The sequence below is a fragment of the Streptosporangium jomthongense genome, assembly GCF_042650425.1.
In the GTDB taxonomy this organism is placed as follows: domain Bacteria; phylum Actinomycetota; class Actinomycetes; order Streptosporangiales; family Streptosporangiaceae; genus Streptosporangium.
This window is the reverse complement of sequence record NZ_JBHSBC010000003.1, coordinates 189,855-206,963: the sequence shown is the minus strand read 5'-3', so window position 1 is coordinate 206,963 and position 17,109 is coordinate 189,855. Positions and strand designations below refer to the sequence as shown.

Annotated in this window: 14 protein-coding genes; 6 read left to right on the top strand and 8 right to left on the bottom strand. The window is 71.3% G+C overall.

The features are described from left to right. Positions 1-829 precede the first annotated feature (829 nt). Positions 830-1,135: a DUF2470 domain-containing protein gene (locus ACFOYY_RS05475; protein ID WP_352014635.1), complete on the bottom strand. Its 306-nt coding sequence runs from the start codon at positions 1,133-1,135 to the stop codon at positions 830-832. Between the two features lie 159 nt (positions 1,136-1,294). Further along, positions 1,295-2,449: a sensor histidine kinase gene (locus tag ACFOYY_RS05470; protein WP_386188343.1), complete on the bottom strand. Its 1,155-nt coding sequence runs from the start codon at positions 2,447-2,449 to the stop codon at positions 1,295-1,297. A 168-nt stretch (positions 2,450-2,617) separates the two neighbouring features. Between ACFOYY_RS05470 and ACFOYY_RS05465 the strand changes: the two genes are divergently transcribed. Together ACFOYY_RS05465 and ACFOYY_RS05460 are read left to right on the top strand one after the other, a co-directional pair. Next, the gene (locus ACFOYY_RS05465; RefSeq protein ID WP_352014633.1) at positions 2,618-2,848 is read left to right on the top strand and encodes a hypothetical protein; all 231 of its coding nucleotides are present in this window, start codon (positions 2,618-2,620) and stop codon (positions 2,846-2,848) included. Between the two features lie 50 nt (positions 2,849-2,898). Then, positions 2,899-3,837, top strand: a complete 939-nt coding sequence (locus ACFOYY_RS05460; RefSeq protein WP_386188337.1) for a hypothetical protein — start codon at positions 2,899-2,901, stop codon at positions 3,835-3,837. A 165-nt stretch (positions 3,838-4,002) separates the two neighbouring features. Here the strand turns inward: ACFOYY_RS05460 and ACFOYY_RS05455 are convergent, their stop codons facing one another. Beyond that, complete coding sequence (locus ACFOYY_RS05455) at positions 4,003-4,488, bottom strand: FABP family protein (protein ID WP_352014631.1); 486 nt, start codon at positions 4,486-4,488, stop codon at positions 4,003-4,005. Between the two features lie 67 nt (positions 4,489-4,555). Here ACFOYY_RS05455 and ACFOYY_RS05450 point away from each other — a divergent pair, with 67 nt between their 5' ends. Beyond that, positions 4,556-4,918, top strand: coding sequence for a DsrE family protein (locus ACFOYY_RS05450; protein WP_352014630.1), 363 nt, complete (start codon positions 4,556-4,558; stop codon positions 4,916-4,918). 55 nt (positions 4,919-4,973) lie between these two features. Here ACFOYY_RS05450 and ACFOYY_RS05445 read toward each other — a convergent pair whose 3' ends face one another. The 4 genes from ACFOYY_RS05445 to ACFOYY_RS05430 form a co-directional block, all read right to left on the bottom strand. After that, the gene (locus ACFOYY_RS05445; protein ID WP_352014629.1) at positions 4,974-5,690 is read right to left on the bottom strand and encodes a type 1 glutamine amidotransferase; all 717 of its coding nucleotides are present in this window, start codon (positions 5,688-5,690) and stop codon (positions 4,974-4,976) included. Beyond that, the gene (locus ACFOYY_RS05440) at positions 5,680-6,993 is read right to left on the bottom strand and encodes a MurT ligase domain-containing protein (protein WP_362781162.1); all 1,314 of its coding nucleotides are present in this window, start codon (positions 6,991-6,993) and stop codon (positions 5,680-5,682) included. Before ACFOYY_RS05440 ends, ACFOYY_RS05445 begins: the two co-directional genes overlap by 11 nt. A gap of 232 nt (positions 6,994-7,225) precedes the next feature. Then, a complete protein-coding gene (locus ACFOYY_RS05435; RefSeq protein ID WP_386188332.1) occupies positions 7,226-10,195 on the bottom strand; it encodes an ATP-binding protein in 2,970 nt (989 codons plus the stop codon). A 172-nt stretch (positions 10,196-10,367) separates the two neighbouring features. Continuing rightward, positions 10,368-12,314 (bottom strand): hypothetical protein, encoded by a 1,947-nt coding sequence (locus ACFOYY_RS05430; RefSeq protein ID WP_352014626.1) that lies wholly within the window; start codon positions 12,312-12,314, stop codon positions 10,368-10,370. Between the two features lie 165 nt (positions 12,315-12,479). Here ACFOYY_RS05430 and ACFOYY_RS05425 point away from each other — a divergent pair, with 165 nt between their 5' ends. The 3 genes from ACFOYY_RS05425 (at position 12,480) to ACFOYY_RS05415 (ending at position 15,813) form a co-directional block, all read left to right on the top strand. Then, a complete protein-coding gene (locus tag ACFOYY_RS05425) occupies positions 12,480-13,121 on the top strand; it encodes a hypothetical protein (protein WP_352014625.1) in 642 nt (213 codons plus the stop codon). Next, complete coding sequence (locus ACFOYY_RS05420; RefSeq protein ID WP_362781157.1) at positions 13,121-13,783, top strand: hypothetical protein; 663 nt, start codon at positions 13,121-13,123, stop codon at positions 13,781-13,783. The genes ACFOYY_RS05425 and ACFOYY_RS05420 overlap by 1 nt, the downstream gene beginning before the upstream one ends. 1,169 nt (positions 13,784-14,952) lie before the next feature. Then, positions 14,953-15,813, top strand: coding sequence for a hypothetical protein (locus ACFOYY_RS05415; protein WP_386188328.1), 861 nt, complete (start codon positions 14,953-14,955; stop codon positions 15,811-15,813). On the opposite strand, the gene ACFOYY_RS05410 is transcribed toward ACFOYY_RS05415, so the two are convergent. After that, entirely contained in the window at positions 15,803-16,975 is a 1,173-nt protein-coding gene (locus tag ACFOYY_RS05410) for a hypothetical protein (protein WP_352014622.1), read from the bottom strand. The genes ACFOYY_RS05415 and ACFOYY_RS05410 overlap by 11 nt on opposite strands. Between the last annotated feature and the right edge of the window lie 134 nt (positions 16,976-17,109).

Here is a 17,109-nt window from a genome sequence, read left to right as displayed (position 1 = left end):
AGGCGGTGGTGACGCTCGACAGACCCACCAGAAGGACAACGGCGCCCAAGAGCGCGGCAGGCGTCTTCGATCGCATGAGTGGAGACTCCATAGAAAGAGGGGGATGGACACGAAGATCGTGAGGCGGCGCGACCAGAGTGCCAGGAAGGACCGTTCCAAGCGGGATAAATCAGGCCATGTGACGAAAAAGAGATCTATTTGCGGTCAGGGCGCGGGAGGGCGTGCCCGCCCGTGGGCCGCCCCCGGACACCGAAGCCCTCCCCGGCGCCTCCGTCCCACCGGACCCGCCCCATCCGGTACGGAGACCGTTCGCGGCACGCCGCCTTCGAGGCCCTTCCTCCGAGGTCAGGGCGTGTCCGAGAGGGCGGGGACAACCGGGCGAAAATAATCGTTTGCCCTGGCTGCGGAGATTTCATAACGTACAAGCACGCTGAAAGGAGGTGGTCCGAACAATGGTTGATCATAGGGCTAGCGAGGTGGCTGTCCGCTAGGACGCCCCAGCTTCCGGACTCCGTCCGGACGTCTGGTGACGTTCGGCGAATTCACGGCAATCACCGGAACCCCGGGTCCGCCAGGGTGGTGGGAGTGCTCTCCCGCCTTTGGTCCCCTTGGCCCTCCCACCCACGGGAGGAACAGACCCGGGGTTCTTCCCTTTTCCGGCCCGGTTCCTTCGGCCCCCGCTTCCGAAGCCCGGCGCCTCTCAATGTCCCCGAGCCTTCCCGGTCTCCCCGCGTCTCCCCGCGTCTCCCAAGGAGCCCCCGGGACGCTCCCGAAGAGCGTCCCGCGCTTCCCAGGGCCCGTCCGAGGAGCGGCTCCGACTCCCCGCGTCTCAGTGCTCGCCGCGGGCCGGGACTCCGAGGGCGGCGCACGCCTCCCGGTACAGCCTGACGACCTCCGTGCGGACCTGGGCACGCTCGGTCAGCGTCGTGCTCCACGGCACCCTGACCGTGACCTCCCGCCCCTCGACCGTCGCGAGGAACTCGATCGCCTCGGCGTCCACCCCCGACGTGACCGCGCTGGTCGCCTCGGGCCGGCCGCCCAGGGCCCGGCAGATCAGCAGCGAGTCGTCGGCGTGGTCGTCGTTCATGTGGCGCTTGATCGCCTCGACCACATCAGGGGTGAAAGGAGTGCTCATGCCCGTGATGGTATTCCCCCGCCCCTCCCGCAGGACCGCACCACAGCACCCCAACTCGCCCTTCCGCAGGGCCGCGCGACAGACTCCCGCCACGTCGGCCGCCCCCGGCTCGCCCCACCCGGACGCCCCGGCTCGCCCCACCCGGACGTCGGCACCGCTTCACTCCGGCCAGGGAAGCCGGGCCCCCAGACGCCAGCCTCCCGACGTCGTGGGACCGTACTCCAGGCGTCCCTCGACCAGCGCGACCCGCTCCGCCAGGCCGATCAGCCCCCGCCCCGGCCGGGCTCCAGAAAATCCGGCGGCCCCGGCCGGTCCGGCGTCGTTGACGATCTCGACGACCAGCTCCGCCCCCGGCGCCCCCGCGATCGACACCCGCACCGGCGCCCCCCGCGCGTGCCTGCGCACGTTGGTCAGCGCCTCCTGCACGATCCGATAGGTGGTACGGCCGAGCCGGTCGGGCACGGTCCCGGTGTGCTCCTCGACCATGGTCACCCGCATCCCGGCCCGGTCGGACTCGGCGACCAGCTGCCTGAGGTCGGCGTAGGTCGGCTGGGGCAGTTCCCCGACCGGAGCGCGCAGCACCCCGATGACCTCACGCAGGTCCTGCAACGCCTGGTGGGCGCTCTGCCTGATCACCCTGGCCGCGTGGGCGATCTCCTCGCTCGGGGCGTCGGGATGGTATTCGAGCGCCCCGGCGTGCACGCTCAGCAGTGAGAGACGGTGCCCGAGAACGTCGTGGATCTCCCTGGCGATCGCCGTACGGGCCTCCTGACCTGCCTGTTCCGCCCGCAGGCGCGCCTCGGTCTCCATCCGGGCCGCCCGTTCCCGCATCGCGGCGGCGAGTTTGCGCCGGTGGTGGACGTACAGGCCCCAGCCGACCACGGCCCCCTGGATCGCGCCTCCCATGACCCACAGCGCCAGCCGGGGCATGTCCGGCTCGGGCCGCAGCAGCACGTAGACGACGCCCGCGACCAGGCCCGCCACGGAGACGATCATCGTGGTCCTCGGCGGGCGGTGCACCGCGACCGTGAACAGCGCGATCAGCACCGCCCCCGTGATCAGCTCGGAGAACGTCGAGAGCACGATCAGCACGACGGCCAGCTCCGTCGGCCGGCCACGGCGCAGCCACAGCGCGGCGCAGCCGACCACGGCGGTCACCTGGTCGAGGTCGAACAGCCACTTGGGCGGTCTCGGGGAGGTGTCGAGGCGCAGCCCGGCCAGGATCAGCCCGGAGAGCACCGCCACCAGGAACAGGCAGGCGTCGACCAGCCAGTCGTGCGGTCCACGCCTCGGCGCGGTCGTCGATTCGTCCATCCCCAACGAGCCTAGGGTCGCCCGTCCCCGCCCCGGCCCTCCGCGATACCAAAGTCGCCGGGACGAACACCTTCGTCGCGCGCCGGGCCCGGCCGGGGAGACGTCCGTCGGCGTGGAGCATCCCGACGACCGATCCGCGAGGTGGCCCGGGATTCCTAGCGTTCAGACATGCGCGAACTCACCAGAATCCTGGGGCTGTTCTTCCTCCTGGAAGGGGTCAGCGGGGCCATCGACCGGGTGGCCGTCCAGCCCTTCATGAACTTCTTCCTCAACTTCTTCGACCGGGTGATCGTCGGACGTCTGGACTTCCTGACCGGCTACGAACTGTTCGCGAACCTCGCCCTGGCCGCCCTGGGCGGCCTGATGCTCGCCGCCACGCGAAGCGGGGCCCAGACGTGACGCGGGATTCCCACGTGACGCGGGAAGGCGCACCTCGGACACGAGAGGGTGTGACACGGCGGCTGGCACCCGCCGTCGGACTGTTCCTCCTGGCACCGCTGGTCGCCGAATACCTGCTCGGCAACGTCCCGGTGGCCGACATCGGCGGCCTGCTCGTGCTCGCCCCGATGTACGGCGGCGGCGCCCTCCTGATCAGGGAGGCCGCCCGCCGTACCGGACGTGGCTGGCCCACGATGATCCTCCTGGCGGCGGCGTACGGCGTGCTTGAGGCGTGCCTGATCGACCAGTCGCTGTTCAACCCGTCGTTCGAGGGACACGACTTCCAGAGCGTCACGCCGATCCCGTGGCTGGGCGTCAGCGCCCACTACGCGCTGAGCTTCGTCGGCGGTCACGTGATCTGGAGCATCGGTGTGCCGATCGCTCTCGCCGAGGCCCTGACACCCCGCCGCGGCACCGTCCCCTGGCTCGGCCTGCCCGGCCTGGCCGTCACCGGTGTCCTGTTCGTCCTCGGCTCGCTCGTCGTCTTCCAGAGCATGCTCGCCGAGGGCGGGTTCGTCGCCCCCGCCCCACGGCGGATCGGCGCCGCCGTCGTGGTCGTCCTCCTGGCCGGTACGGCCTTCGCCCTCGGCCGCCGTCCGCGTCCCCCGGTTCCCGGCGCCGCTCCCCGCCCGTGGCTGGTCGGTCTCGCGGCCTTCGCCGCCTCCGGCCTGTTCTTCGTCGGGACGGAGGACTGGCCGGGGGTCGCTCTGGCGTCCGGTCTGCCGGCCGTCTCCGCCGTCACGGTCTCCCGCTGGTCACGCCGTACGGGATGGGGCCCGGCACACCGGCTCCACCTGGCCGGTGGCGCGCTGCTGACCTACGTCTGGGGCGGCTTCGTCCTGCTGTCCCTGGAAGGCGACACGACCCCCCTGAACCTGACCGGCCAGTCCCTCCTGGCCCTAAGCGCCCTAGTCCTCCTCCTATTCACCGGAACCCGGTTTCAGGAGTGAGGAGTTTCGGCTTGGGCGCGTCGGTGCTTGGACTGAGGAACGCAGGAGCGCAGCGACGGAGAGACGAGGGAAAGCACCGACTCAGAGGCGCCCAAGCCCGCGACGCCGAAGGCGGAGCAAAGAGGCACAGCCCCGCGACGCCGAAGGCGGAGCAAAGAGACACAGCTACACCTTCTTCAGCTCCGCCGACAGGTGGGACTGGAGGGGTTCGCCCATGGCGGCCATGTCGTAGGCCCACATCAGGTTGCCGTTGACCAGGCCGTAGAGGCGGTGGCCCGCGGTGTACTCCTTGGCGGTCGCGGTGCGGGCGACCACGTCGGTCTGCAACTCGATCTTGTGGAAGACGACCTCGCCGACGTAGATCTCCACGATGCCGGTCGGGTGCGACAGGCACACCTCAAGTCTGCGCTCGGGCAGGGCACGCCAGAAGCCGGTCTCCGTGCCCAGCGGCCGTACCTTGTTGCCTTCCTTGTCCAGCAGCCACGTCCGGCTCTCATAGGTCAGGAACGGCTTGCCGTTGTGACCGAAGACGATCTCCTGGCCGAAGTTGAAGCTCTCGATCGTCGGATATCCACCAACCCCGGCACCTTCCCACCGGCCCAGGAGAAAGGCGATCGGCTCAAGGGCGGAGTGCAGTTCGGGAACGTCCATGCATCCGAGCCTAGAGCCGCCCCGGTACGGCTCGCGCCCGCGACACCGGCCTCATAGGCTTCGGGGTATGGCACGATCACTGGTGATCAAGGTGACCGCCGGCGCGGACGCGCCCGAGCGATGCAACCAGGCGTTCACAGTCGCGGCGGCGGCACTGGCGAGCGGGGTCCCGGTCTCGCTCTGGCTGACGGGGGAGGCCTCGTGGTTCGCCCTCCCCGGACGCGCCAAGGAGTTCGCCCTTCCGCACGCCGCCCAGCTCGGCGACCTGGTCGACGTGGTCCTGGCGAGCGGCCGGATGACGCTGTGCACGCAGTGCGCGGCCAGGCGGAACATCACGGTCGACGACGTGATCGAGGGCGTGCGCATCGCGGGCGCCTCGACCTTCGTCGAGGAGGTGCTCGGCGAGGGGGTCCAGGCCCTCGTCTACTGACGGTCCTCACGCGTACGGCCCCGCCGCGAGGACGGGGCCGTGCGTCACGTGCCGTTCAGCCGGGCAGTACGGCCGTCAGCCGCTCCCTGCGGAGCTGGTCGAACCAGGTGTCGTCGAGCGGCGGGAGCTGGAATCCGACGGCCCAGGTCAGCAGCAGGTCGGCCAGGCCGGGGTTGCGGGCCAGCGCGGGGCCGTGCAGGTAGGTTCCCACGACCTTGCCGACGTGACAGCCCTCGGTTCCGTCGCCGTTTCCCGTGCCGACGGTCGTGCGGGCCAGTGGCCGCACGCCGGGGCCGAGGCGGGTGACGCCCATGTGGTTCTCGAAGCCGGTCAGCGTCGGGATGCCGAGCACGGAGTCGGCCTCGCCCGCCAGTTCGCCGACGGCGCGGGCGGTGCCGCGTCCGCTGGAGATGTCGATCAGGCCGAGGCCGTCGACCGGCTGTCCCTCCTCACCGCCGAACGTGGTGCCCATGATCTGGTATCCGGCGCAGACGGCCAGCAGGCAGGCTCCGCGGGCGATGGCGCGGTGCAGCCCGCCGTCCCTGCGCAGCCGTTCGGCGGCCAGGATCTGCGGGCGGTCCTCGCCGCCGCCGATGAGGTAGATGTCGCCGCCCTCGGGCACCGGGTCGGCCGAGCGCACGTGGTAGGTCTCGACCGGGATGCCACGGCGCTGGGCGCGCTGTTCGAGGACCAGCACGTTGCCCTGGTCACCGTAGGTGCTCAGCAGGTCCGGGTAGATCCAGACGATTCGCAGGATGCTGTCAGACGGCACGACCGAACTCCGATCGGATCTGCTGGAAGGCGGTGTAGTTGGCGATCACGTCTACCTTGCCGGGCGGCTGGAGGGCCAGCGCCTCCTCGAAGGAGTTCGTCAGCTGGAACGGCACGCCCGCGATGTCCAGCCTGAGGGCCAGGTCGAGTCTGCGTTCCCCGGTGACGTAGACAGGGCCGCCGCGCAGCACGCGGTAGTCCACGTCCCACAGCCAGGAGGTGTCGCGGCCGTCGGGGCCCTGGGCGTTCACCGAGAGGATCACCGGCAGGGAGCGGTCCAGGACGTCGAACGCCTCAAGCCAGCCCGCCGGGTTCTTGGCCAGCAGCAGCCGGGCGTGCCTGCCGTCGCGCTGGACGACCGTGTAGCGGCCCGCGACGGAGGTGACCTCGCGCAGCCGGGGCAGCGCCCGCTGGATCGGAAGGCCGAAGGCCTCCGCGGTGGCCAGGGCGATCACGGCGTTGGCCCGGTTCGCCCGGCCGGGAAGCTGGATGTCCAGCACCCAGCGCTGCCCGCGCGGGTCGATCACCGCGTCGTCGTCGAGGAACCAGCTCGGCTGGGGGCGCCGGAAGGCGCACTCGCGGCAGGCCCAGTCGTTCTCGGCGGCGCGGGAGACGATCCCGCCGTGGGCGGCGGCCGGGACGGGGCCGGGAGCCGCGCTGCCCGGCGGGACGTAGTCCATGCCCTTGCGGTCGAGCGGGCCGCCGCACTCGGGGCAGCACCAGGAGTCTTCCTTCCACGGCTGCCCCGCGGAGACCCAGGTCACGCCGGGAACGGTCGAGGCGCCCCAGGTCACCAGGGGGTCGTCGGCGTTGGCGATCACGTGGACCGGCCTGTTCGCCAGCGCCCGCCGCCACTTCTGGGCGAGCAGCCAGATCTCACCCGCCCGGTCCATCTGGTCGCGGCTGAGGTTCATCAGGACGACCACCCCGGCGCCGGTGGTGTCGATCACCTCGGGGAGGTACTTCTCGTCGACCTCCAGGACGCCGTAGGGGGCGTGCTTGGCCGAGGACAGCGCCGAGACGTGCCCGGCGGGCATGTTGGCGCCGAAGGCGTTGGTCGCGACCTCGCCGAGCTCCTGCAGCGCCGAGGTGATCAGCCGGGTGGTCGTCGTCTTGCCGTTGGTCGCGCTGACCAGCGCGAGCTTGCGGTCCTGCGCGAGCTTGCGCAGCAGGTCGGGTTCCAGCGCCAGGCCGATCCGGCCGCCGATCACTGATCCGTCGCCTCTGCCCGTCGCCCTGGACAGGGTCGCGGCCGTCCGGCCGAGAGCGCTCGCGAGCTGCGCCCGCAGCGGAAGCTGAGTCATGCCGTCTCCTCGCGTAGCGACCCGTCGCAGGACGATCCGGCAGCCGGAAAGCCCGGGATAGCCGAATCGTTCATGCCGCCGATCCTAGCCGTGGTTGGGTGGCGGCACCGTCGTATCCCTATTCGAAGCAGGTGGTCGCCACCTGTCCGATATTACGGATTGACCTGGGGAAACCACCCTGGAGGCACCCCTGGAAACCTCCCGGGGAACGCGTTCCCCGTCACGGGCCGCCTCACTCGCTGAAGGCCAGTTCCGCGCTCTCCGCCGAGGCCGCGTCGAAGGGCAGCACGAAGCGCCGTGGCCACGACAGCACGCTCTCCAACCACCCCGCCCCCATGGTCTGCGCCACATGGCGTAGCCGTTCGGCGGGGTCGATACCGATCGTCACGGTGAGGATGTCCCGTTCGACCCCTTCGTGCTCGTCGTCGCCGAGGATGACCCGCCAGGCCAGTGCCCTGTTGCGTTCGACCTCCATGGACAGCGGGTGGTGGCGCAGTGCCTTGGCCCGGTGGCCGAGCAGTTCGGTGCCGTTGTGCCGGCGACTGAACAGGGCGTACTCCATGACCGGGGCGGCGCCGCGCGGGTTGGGGGCGGGCCGGCCGTACGGGAAGAGTTTGTCCACCTCGTGCAACCAGCGGACCTGCGGGATGACCCACGCGGGTCCGGGGCGTTCGCCGGGCTCCCTGCCGGGGCCGAGCAGCCGGGTGGCCGCCACCGCGACCTGTTCGGTCAGTTTCGCCGGGTCACCGATGGTCCGCAGCGACCAGGCCCTGCGCCCGACGCTGCGTTCGACGGCCGTGGCCAGCATGCACTCGCGTCTCCTGGGCGGTGGTTCGTCCCACATGTCGGCCAGGGCCCTGGGCACCCCGGGCGCGGGACGGTTGGCGCAGAAGGCCAGCACCAGCGTGTCGGTCCAGATCCGCAGCCAGGCCCATTCCGGGGCGTCGGCGAGCAGGTCGGCCTCGCGTAGTTCGACGAGGGTGCAGGCGCGTCCCGTCCTGCACTCCCTGCCGCAGGCGGCCGAGCGGCGCCCGCAGATCGGAGGCGTGACGTCGGGCAGCTGCCGTTCGCGGTCCTCCCCCAGCGGCACCTGCACGCGCAACGGCCGGTCCATCCCGTCGGCGAAGATCGCGGCGACGCCCGGCTGGAGTGAGACGACCTGCCTGGACTGTTCCTCGCTGAGGTTCATCGCGGCCCCGACGAGCTGGCGGTCGTCCTCGGCGGGCAGGCGGTGCACCACCTTCAGCGCGGTGTTCTTCACCACGTCGGAGACGAGTTTGGTGGGGATCTGCTCGGCGACCACGATGCCCTCGCCGTAGGCGCGGATCTCGGCGAGCATGCCCGCGAGCAGTTCGACGGCGTGGGTGCTGGCCCGCCCGGCGCCCCGGTCGCGCAGCAGCCGGTGCGCCTCCTCGATCACGATGACGTGCCGCAGACCGCCGCCGCGCTCCTTCCTGGCCCGCATCCGCAGGTGTTCGACGATCCGGATGATCAGCGTGCCCATCAGGAACGCCTTGTCCTCGTCGTTGGCCACGTCCTCGATGGCCAGCACCACGTTGCGCCGCAGCAGGTCGCCGATGTCGGCCGGATGGCCGCCCTCGAAGAAGCGCCCTGCCGAGCCGACCCGCAACGACCGCAGCCGCAGGGAGATGAAGCCCTCGACGTCGGCCTGGACCTCCCTGCCGTAGCCGATCTCCTGGATCACGTCCATGGCGTGCTGCTGCAACTGCTCAAGGGTCGGTACGGCGGGCCGCACGGCCGCGCCGGGGGCCGCCCACCCGGTGACCACGTCCCAGCCGTTGGTCTCGTAGACCCGCTGCAGCGCCAGCGACATGATCTGCGGGAACGGCTCCTCGGCGTCGAAGGCGGCCATGAACAGCGCACGGACCATGTCGATGTGCGCCTGCACGGGGTAGCCGGGTTCGGGGGCGAGCGGGTTGACGCTGAAGGGCACGCTGTCGGGCGCCGAGGGGTTGATCACGGTGACCGGGGCGAGGTGTTCGACCCGGCCGCCCATCGCCGCGTACTCGGACTTGGCGGGTTCGATGGCCAGCCAGGGGATGCCCTCCCCGGTGAGCTGTTCGAGCAGGTGCCTGACGGTCTGCGACTTGCCGGAACCGGTGGCGCCGGTGACGAAGGCGTGCCGGTTCAGGGTGGTCAGCGGCACCCGGAACGAGCCGACCGCCCTGTCCTGGCCGTCCAGGATCGCCCCGAGTCCGACGGTCGGCGCGCCGGGGGAGATGTCCGCCTCGCTGGTCACGTCGAAGAAGCCCGCGTCGAGCACCCTGACCCCCGGCACCTCCCTGCGCGGCAGTCCCGCCAGGGCGGCCAGCGCTCCCGCGGTGGCCGCGAACGGCGCCGCGGTGCCGTCGGCCGGGTCCTGCAGGGTGACCGAGAGCGCCTCGGCGAAGCCGTGCACGGGGCCGTCCAGGGCGCTGCGCAGCCGGTAGGGGTGGTGGCTCATCTCGGCGGACCCGACCAGCACCGGGGCGATCTGGCGCAGTTCCTCGGGTCCGGAGGCCCCGGCGAGCACCCGCACGCTCCACAGCCCGGCCTCGCGGAAGGCGTCCAGCTCCTGCATGCGCCGTTCGGCGCGTTCGGCGTCGTAGCGGGAGCGTTCCGAGGCGTCGCCGTACTGCCTGAGCACGTTGAGCTGGGTGCGCAGGTGGGCCACCTCGGTGTCCAGCAGGTCGGTCCGCTCGGCGACGACCAGCCAGGCGAAGGGCCGGGACATGAGCGTGACCAGCGTCGACTCGAAGAGCGTGGGCCGTTTGACCTCGTCGGCGTCCGGTTCGCGGCGTCCGCCGAGCGGTGGGGCCTGGCGGCCGGGACAGACGGTCCAGGCCAGGTCCGACAGGTCGCTCAGCCACTCGTCGCCGATGCGCACTCCTCGCGCGCCGCTGGGGAACAGCAGCGGCTCCGGGCCCGCCGGGGCCTGGTCGGGCTCGGTGACGGCCCTGCGGGGCGATCTGGGCGGGTTGAGCGGCCCCGCGTTGGTGATGAGTTCGAGCGGGGCGCCCGCTCCCCGGGAGAGCCACCCGACCACGAAGGGCCGGTTGCGCTGCGCCGCCGACAGTACGGCGGGCAGCACGGTGACGAAGTCCCACTCCGCCGACGAACTACGGGAGGGGGCCGTGATGGCCTGGATCCGGTACCAGGGACCGGCCAGCTGGCTGGGGGGACGGGACACACTCGGTTGCATTTGTTCTCCACCCGGGGGACCCGGCCTCAGGCCGGAGGGGTCGGCGCTTCACGGATCGCTCCGCCGTACGGCACGGCGAACCCGGGGCCGGGGGCACCCCGGCAACCAAGGTCGGCCCTCCCCGGGTGATCACACCTCCGCATTGACCAGGTCGTTACCGCGAGGGGACGGTTCATTGCCGCCTACGCCAGTCGAGCCTCGCCGGAGGCGGCCCGAGGTTGGGTGGGGCGCTCTCGAAGGGGGTCGGCTCGTGGCGCCGTGTCTCCTCGGCGCGTTCCAGCACCGCCTCCTTGATCTCGTCGAACTCCCCGAGGGTGGTCTTGGGGAAGGTGAGGATGGCCGGGTTGGCGTCGGCGAGACGGACCCTGCGGCCATGGGCGGTGGCGTCGGTGACGATGACCGACGTGGTGGGAAGCTGCTGGAGCTGGTGGGGTTCGACGAGGAACTCCCGCGAGCGGTGCAGGACCCGTTCGGTCTCCCCCATGGCCTTGCTCGCCTGACGGCCCCACTCCGTCGAGGAGGTTATGTCCTCCTTGAGATCGGTGCCCCTGACGTCGCGGTCGTCCTCGCCCGCGTCGGGGTGGCCGACGGTCGAGACGTAACCGCCGTCGAGCCCGGCGCCCGCGGCGCTGATCGTCTCGGTGAGCTGGGCGATTTCGAGGCGGTGCTCGGTGCCGACGTGCTCGCTGGCGATCCTGGCGTCCTCGGCGTTGCCCAGGCGCATGAACGCCACCGCGGCGTGGCCCCGCCCGAGGCGCTCCCGCACGGTCGGGGTGAGCGCGCGGTAGGTGAGCACCAGGCCGGTCCGCGAGGTCTCACAGGCGTCCATCAGCCGGTCGAGCACGTCACCGCGGAGCTTGTCCGCCCCGGCGACGATGATCGTGTGGTACCACGGCCGTTCCGAGGCGGGTGACTGGCGCAGGATGTGGGTGAGCGCGGTGGCGACGTAGGTGCCCAGGACCCGGTTGCCGAGCACCCCGGCCTGCCGGTCCATGGAGACCACCCGCAACCGCGCGGGCGGCAGCCGTACGGCCTCCGAGCCGAGTGTCTCCAGCTTGCGCAGCTGTGATTCGAGGGCCCAGGCGCGCTCGATCACCACCCGGTCGCTGACGCCGCGGCCGAACAGCGTGCCGATGCGTTCGAGCTGGGTCGCGGTGATCAGGCCGGTCAGGAGGTCCTCACGCGGGTCGCCGACCTGGGCCAGGGCGCGCAGGGCCGCGGTGACCTGGTTGATCGTGGCGTTCTCGCCGAGGACCTCAAGGACACGCTCCAGGATCGCGTTGTCGAACGATAGGTCCCTCGGGTGCTCCTCGCTGACGCTCACCACGTGGGCGAGCACGTCGGCGAAGGCCTCTGGCGGCAGCGTCGCGCCCAGGTCGAGCCGGGGCAGGTCGCCGGGCAGCACCCACACCAGCGGATCGTCGCCGCCCCTGCGCGCCAGCTCTATCAGGTCCTTGGCGATCGCGCCCTCGGACAGGTCGAGCACGGTCAGGTGGCCGCCGCTGTACAGACGGGTCGCCCCGAGCAGGGTGATCAACGCCGACCAGCCGGGCAGCGTGCCGCCCGCGACGTCGATGCGGTCGATCTCGTCGGGCACGGTCACGGCGTACCAGGTGAGCTGGCGATCGTGGAGTTCCTTGCGCTCGGCCCACTCCCGGTAGCGCACGGCGTGCTCCTCCTGGGCCTGGAACAGCTCCCTGTCACGTTCCTCGCGCTGCCGGTCGCCGACCGCCTGACGCTCGCGGATCCGGTGTTTGACCGCCCGGTTCCCCTGGCGGATCGCGTAGCTGCAGAAGACCGCGATCCCGCCGGAGGCCACCAGCCCGGCCGCCGCGAAGGACCAGCGCAGCAACTCGGTGACGCCCAGGACGAGGATCAGCACCGCGAGCGCGGTCATGAACACCCTGAAGACCTTCATCGGGCGGGTCATCAGGGCCTCGTTGAGGCGCTCCCTGCGCATCCACTCGGCGTCGGCCCTGTCGTTGGTCACGGGCCCGCCGTCCGCCGGGGAGGGCCGCCTGGGAGCCGGACCCGGATCAGGGTGCAGCAGGGCGTACTGCCAGCCCAGGTAGATCCGGTCCGCCTGGAGCTGCGCATGCTCGGGATGCACGTCCGCCACGGAACCTCCGCCATTGGGCTCTCGCCGCCTCGGAGACAGCGTAAGAGTTGGACCTCCGATTCGGGCAGCGTTCCCGTCAATCTGCTGCATTTTCCCCATGTTCATCGCCGCTTAAGGGATGAATGAGTCGGATGGGGTGAAGGTAAGCGATTACCATCCTTTGTCATGACGTCTCCCTCCGGTGGCGAAAGCACGCGACGGCGCCCGGTCGCGGTCCCGGTAGCCGCTCTGGTGGTGGCCACCGGTCTGGGAGTCACCGCGGCCTTCGGTGGACTCGCCGAGGCTCCCAAAGAGCCTCCCAAACAGCTCGGCCCCGGCGCGACCGTCGACCAGGGTGAGTTCACGACCACCTTCGTCGAATCGCGCACCGCCTTCCAACCTGACGAGTACGGCGGGGAGGGCAAGCGCTTCCTTGAGGTCGTGATGAAGGTCACCAACAAGGGAGAGAAGACCACCACGGTCGGCTCCCCCTGGTCCGGCACCCAGCGGGGCCTGCTGTTCGGCGCGGGCCTGCTCAAGGTGACCCCCGAGCTCAAGACCCCGTACGGCCCGCTGACCTCCGTCGCCGCCGAGGGCGTCCCGAGCCAGCAGCTCCACCCGGGCGTCCCCTCGACCGTGGTGATCAAGTACCAGCTGACCGACGGCCAGCGTGCCCCCCAGCAGGTGAAACTGGACGTGGGCACCTTCGAGTTCAACGAGGGCTTCAGCCACGAGCTCGGCTGGGTGCTCGTCAGCGAGGACCCCAAAGGACCGCCGACCGTCGCCGCGCAGGTCACCCTCCCGGTCCAGCGTAAGGAAGGCGTCTGATGGGAACCGTCGCCCCCGAACGCGCGGGCGCGCCCACCCGTGGACGCCGCCGTGCCCCCTCCCAGCCGAACAGGTGGCGCAGGCCGGTCGGGCTGCTCGTCGGGGTCGCCTTCGCCGCGGCGGCGGTGTGGGCGCAGACCTTCGCCTACACGCGCGACGACCGTGGCGGCCCGCTCACCTGGACCGGCGGCGTCGGTGACGAGGTACGGGCCTCACGTGTCTGGGTCCAGGCCAGGGCGGTGCACGCGGCCAAGACGATCGAGGCGCCGGGACTGGGCGGCAAGACGGCGATCGCGAAGACCACCGGGATCTTCCTCGTGGTCGACCTGGCGGCCCAGGCGACCAGGGAGCCTCAGAAGATCGTCTCGCTGGAGATCCTCACGGCGGACGGCAAGCGTTACACCTCGACCGACCGGGTGCCCGAGACCCAGACCATCAAGCAGTTCTTCGTCCAGCCCGGCTGGTGGGCCACCGGACCCGCCGTCTTCGAACTGCCCGTCTCCGAACTGGCCGGAGCCCGTATCGTGGTCAGCTCCGTGCGCGGGTTCATCGTCGAGCCGTCCCTGCCCGAGGTGGAGATCGACCTCGGCCTGGACGAGGCGGGCGCGGCCCGGCTGGTATCCGAAGCCAAGGACATCTACTCGTTGGGGAACAAGAAGTGACGGGCACGCCGCATCCCGGAGACGAAACCACGCCCGGTTGGTCCTCTCCGGTGGAGCCCGGCCGGCCCGCTCCGGAGGAGGAGCCCCACGCCCTCCCCCCGTACGGCCTGCCCACCCCGCCCCCGGCCTCCCCGCAGGACGCCCCCGGGCAGGACTTCTTCCGCCCCAGCGCCCCCCACCAGAACCTCCCCAGGCCTGATGCCTCCCACCAGGGCTTCCCGGGACCGGACGCCTCCCGTCAGGACTTCCCCAGACCAGACGTCTCCGGACAGGGCCTTCCCAGACCGGAGACCGTCCACCAGGGCTTCCCAGGACCGGACGTCTCCGGGCAAGGCCTTCCCAGGCCGGACCAGAGCTTCCCGGGACCGGACGTCTCCCGTCAGAATTTCCCCGGGCCAGGCGTCTCCGGACAGGGCCTTCCCGGGCCGGAGGCCGTCCACCAGGGCTTCCCCTGGCCCGACTCCCCTCACCCGATCCCCCCAAGGCCGGATATATCCGGACGGGACTCCTTCTTCCAGGACGCCCCCCGTCAGGACTCTCCCTGGCAGGACGCCTCTCCGCAGGACGCCCTTCGTCAGGACTCTCCCTGGCAGGGCGTTTCCCCGCAGAACCCTCCGGCTCCCCCATCGGGCGCCCCGTGGCCTTCCCAGGGAGCCCAGGAAACCTGGCCCCAGCCACCCACCGCCCCCGGCGTGCTCTCCCCGGCCATGCCCTCCACCCCGGCGCCCTCCCCCTCGGCTGTGCCCGCCCCTCCGCAGGCCCAGCCCACCCCGGCTCATCCAGGCGCGGCTCACCCAACCCCGCCCCAGGCCTTCCCGCCCCACCCCGGCCCGACCCAGCCCATGTCGGCCCACCCCGGCCCTGGGCAGCCCGGCCCGTCCCACTCCGATCCTCGGCCCGGCTCGCACCGCGGACCCCAGCCCGAGTCACCCCAGCCCGGCCCACACCCCGGCCCCCAGCCCGGCCCGGCTCACCCCGGCCCTCAGGCAGGTCCGTCCCACCCCGGTCCTCAGGCCGGTCCGCCTCAGTCCGGCCCAGCTCACCCCGGTCCTCACCCTGGCCCGCGCTCCGGTTCTCAGGCCGGTCCGGCCCAGCCCGGCCCGCCTCACCCCGGTCAGGCGCCGGCCGCCCCAGCGCAGCCCGTACGGGCTCCCCAGGCACAGCCCCCGGTGGGCCCCTCCTGGTTCGCCTCCGACCGTGGCACCTTCCCCGACCAGCAGGTCTGGCCCCCGACGGTCCGTGAGGAGCACGCCGGGATCTCGACGCAGCCCTTCCCCGCCGTCCCCGCCGCCCCGCTGCCGCCCAGGCAGCCCGTACCCGCCATGCAGCCCCTGGGGATGACCCAGGAGTCCCCTGCTCCCACTGCCGGTGTCCCCGCCTCCGCCCCGGCCGCCCCGGCCGCCCCGGTCGCCGACGACGCCGAGCCTGACGGGGCCGCCGGACCCGCCGACCCGGCACCGGCCAAGCCGGGCCGTACGGCGTTGCGGGCGGTCGGCGCGGTGCTGGCCCTGGCGGTCGCCATCGCCGTTCCCACCATGGACGGTTACACGACCTACCGTGAGGCACGCCCCCCGGACAAGATCCACACCTTCGCCGCCGGTCAGACCGCGTCGTTCAAGCATGTGTCCTGGCAGGTGAACGTGGAGGTCGTCGACAGCATCCCCAACACCCGCCCGACCCCGCCCGACCGTCAGTGGCTGAAGATCAGGATCACCCGGATCGCCCTGGACCAGGAGGGGATCATCCGCCGGGTTCCCCCCGAGGTCGAGGTACGGGCCGCCGACGGGCGTGTCTGGAAGGTGGAGCCCCTCGACGACGACCTGCCCCTGGACGCCAAGGACTACAGGGTCGGCGCGCCGTACCACTACAACATGGTCGGCGTGGTGCCCAGGGCTCTCTCCTCCCAGGTGGAGGTCTACCTGCGTCCCAGCCCGGCGCGGATCATCGAGAACGAGTCCGTGGAGGACATGTTCAAACGGTCCGCGAAGGAGGAGGAGCTGAAGGACAACGTGCTGCGCTTCAGGCGCTGATCACCTCTCCGGCCTCGCGGCTACGCGTGGCGGCGATGTCGAACGTGGCCGCCAGCAGGCAGATGGTCAGCACCTTGACGAGGAGTTCCCTGATCACCCCGGCGGGGTTGCCGAAGAGCACCCAGCTGAAGGGCTCCTCGTTGCCGATCAGCATCCGTATCCCCTGGTCGGCGTAGTCGGTGCCCACCCGGATCAGCACGTAGCACAGGCAGAACAGCCCGAACAGGGCCGCCCCTCCCCGTACGGCCAGCCGGAAGGCGTTGGCGGGTGGGACCCAGCGCTCCTGGAACCCGGTCGTGGCCCGGGTCATGGTCGAGCGGGTGAGCGTGTGGGTCTGCTCCATCCGGTCGGCCACGGTGTCCAGCCTGGTCCCCCGTACGACCGCGCGGGTGTCCTCGGCGAACGCGCCGTAGACGAGCGAGGCGACCGTCAGCCAGGTCAGGGGTTCGACCAGCGCGGAGACCACGTACGGCCAGGCCTCCCCGATGGCGCCGGTCACCTCCTTCCACCCGGGGATGTCGCTCCGGGCCTGCTCGGCCCAGCCGTTCAGGGTGGCCACCGCGACCCGGCCGGACAACCAGTCGGAACGCGCGGAGACGAGGGTGAACATCGCGTTGATGCTGTAGAAGGCGAAGGCCAGCTCGAAGAAGGCGGCCATGATGCCGCTGCCCCTGACCTTGTCGTTGGCGTGCCACCAGCCGAAGAGCGCCTTGAGCCCGTAGGCCACGACCGCGATGCCGAGCGAGATCCGGACGTCCAGGCCGACCAGGCCGGTGCCCGTGGTGATGGTCTCACCGGCGAAGCTCCGCGCCAGGTCCTCCCCGACGTTGTGGGTGATGTCGAGGGCGACGAAGTCCCTGGCGTCCTCGACGTGGAAGCTCCAGGCCATGTAGATGGTGGCGAAGACCAGCGTGGCCCGGTTGAGCGCGCCGAACAGGTTCTCCTCGGCCTCCTCCCCCGCCCGCCGTACCTGGATCTCCCTGAGCGCGCCACGCACGGAGTAGAGCATGCCGACGGTGATGACGAGCTCGTTCATCACGATCAACGTGAAGATCAGCATCGTGACGACGAGCCGGACCTGCCGGTAGTCGCCGTGCGACAACTCGGTGCCCGCCCACAGCAGGCCCGCGCGGATCGCCCGTCCTGCGGAGAACCAGAGCACCAGTGAGATCCCGCATGCGCCCAGGATTCTCAGGGTGTGCAGGGGCAGGGAGTACGCCGTGAGCGCGCTCGGCCCGCGGCCCGCGGCTCTCGATGGCGGTAGCGGCGGGGACATAGCAGGCGTTCCGGACACCC